The organism is Pseudomonadota bacterium, from assembly GCA_010028905.1.
Taxonomy (GTDB): domain Bacteria; phylum Vulcanimicrobiota; class Xenobia; order RGZZ01; family RGZZ01; genus RGZZ01.
In genome coordinates this window covers 1-1,712 of sequence record RGZZ01000731.1, presented here as the reverse complement: position 1 = coordinate 1,712, position 1,712 = coordinate 1, and the positions used below count along the sequence as shown (strand labels likewise).

Genomic DNA, 1,712 nt, shown 5'->3' with positions numbered 1-1,712 from the left:
GCAGCCCCACCAGGTCGCGGCCGATCACGCCGCTGCCCTCCACGATCCAGTATCGCACGTCCGAAACGGTCTCCGGCGTGTGGGTGGCCACCCAGGCCGCCCCCTCGGCGCTTCCCGTCTCTTCGTCGGGAAACACATAGAGCTTGAGAGTGCGGGCCGGCCGATGGCCCTCGTGGACGAGCTGCTTCATCGCCACCAGAACCTGGGCCGCGGGGCCCTTTGTGTCGATGCTCCCGCGCCCGACCAGAACCTCGCGACCGTGCTCGTCGGTGGTGATATCGCCGCTGAACGGCTGTCCAAGATGCCACTGGCCCTCGGTTCCCACCACGTCAGAGTGATGCACGAAGCCGATGCTCCCCAACGCAGGGTCGCTGCCTGGCAGGGTCACCACAAGAACGGGCTTCCCCTGCGTGGTGTCGAAGCGCTGCGTGCCGAGCCCGGCGTCTCGAGCATACTGCTCGAGCACATCGCAGACCGCCTGCTCGCCGGCGCTCAGATGATTGGGTCCCGAATCGATGCGCACCAGGGCCTGGGTCAGCGAGACCACCTCCTGGTTCGCGTCGAACCCACGACCGCGACCCGCGGACAACAGGCCGGCGGAAGGCGCCGCGGTGCGTGCGTCGACGCCGACGAACCGATCGCGGGGGACCTCGGCGGAAGGTTCAGCGGCGCTGCTTGAGCGCTCTCCGCTCACGGGGCTTGGACGCGGCAGCGTTGCGCAAACGGGTGATGGCAGCGACCATGGGGCGATAGAGCGGCTCAAGAGCACCAGACCTCTCTCTTCTGACGCGTCGTCTTGATGACTTTTTAACGCGACTCCAACAATAGAGGAAGCACGGGCGAACGTCGACGCGTGAGATGTTAACTGTAGGCGCACCCCGACGCCACGATGATGCTCTCATCGGTGTCGGCGTCGTGTACAGTCTGTTTCTTGTTCGTGTACAGCGCGTAGGCGCGCTCCATCACGGTTACCCTGCGGCCGTTTCCGCCCGAAGACGAGCCACGTCCGATATCGGCGTCAGAGAGAGGAGGCGCTTTGATTGACCGGTTGGCGAAGGAAACCATGTAACTGCCATCCTTGTTGGTCGCGATCATCTTCTGTACCGACGTCGGGTCGTTCATGACCTTGGCACCCAGCGAAGAGAGGAAGTAGCAGTCGCCTTCGTTGCCCTGATGGATGTCGGTGATCGAGGGCTTGTCCGTGGCCTCGTAGAGGCCTTTCTCGCTGTGGCAGGTGTCAATGAGGATTCGCGACTGCGTGCGAGGCGACCTCATCTGGGGTTGGCTTGTGGGGGGCATCAGCGACTTGGGGCCTGGTCGGGGATCCATGACCTTCTGGATGCGGCTGCACTCGAACGCACCCCCCATCCCTTTGAGGGAGTCCCAGGTGCGAAGAGAGTGCTCGGCAAGCCCCCCAGGCATGGACAGCGGCTCAACGGCGTCGCAGTGCGCACCGCCACCCAAGACGCCGGCACAGGTGTGATCGACGGGATTTCGCGCCAGACCGAAAACCTGCAGGGCGGGGTGTACCCTGAGCCGAAACGCACCCAGGGCCACGCCAGAGAGCACAACCAGACACGAGCCCCCCCGTACCAAAAGCGCGCCCACTTCCTCTTCTGCGGTGAGCGCCAGGCGCGCTTCGCCGCCTCGCGTCGGTTCACGGTCGCGGCGCCCTGAATGAGACTGCCCCCCCACGCGCAGACGCGCGCCAC

Annotated in this window: 3 protein-coding genes; 1 reads left to right on the top strand and 2 read right to left on the bottom strand. The window is 65.2% G+C overall.

The genetic code is table 11. The annotated features are described in order from the left end of the window. Both EB084_24790 and EB084_24785 read right to left on the bottom strand, forming a co-directional pair. A partial coding sequence (locus tag EB084_24790; protein NDD31482.1) for a M20/M25/M40 family metallo-hydrolase occupies positions 1-694 on the bottom strand: 694 nt, incomplete at its 3' end. 167 nt (positions 695-861) lie between these two features. Further along, entirely contained in the window at positions 862-1,368 is a 507-nt protein-coding gene (locus EB084_24785; protein ID NDD31481.1) for a hypothetical protein, read from the bottom strand. Between the two features lie 30 nt (positions 1,369-1,398). On the opposite strand from EB084_24785, the gene EB084_24780 reads away from it, so the two are divergent. After that, positions 1,399-1,677 (top strand): hypothetical protein, encoded by a 279-nt coding sequence (locus tag EB084_24780; GenBank protein NDD31480.1) that lies wholly within the window; start codon positions 1,399-1,401, stop codon positions 1,675-1,677. Positions 1,678-1,712 lie beyond the last annotated feature (35 nt).

Excerpts from the sequence above, each read along its gene's own strand:
- EB084_24785 (NDD31481.1), bottom strand. The coding sequence starts at position 1,368 with ATGGGGGGTGCGTTCGAGTGCAGCCGCATCCAGAAGGTCATGGATCCC.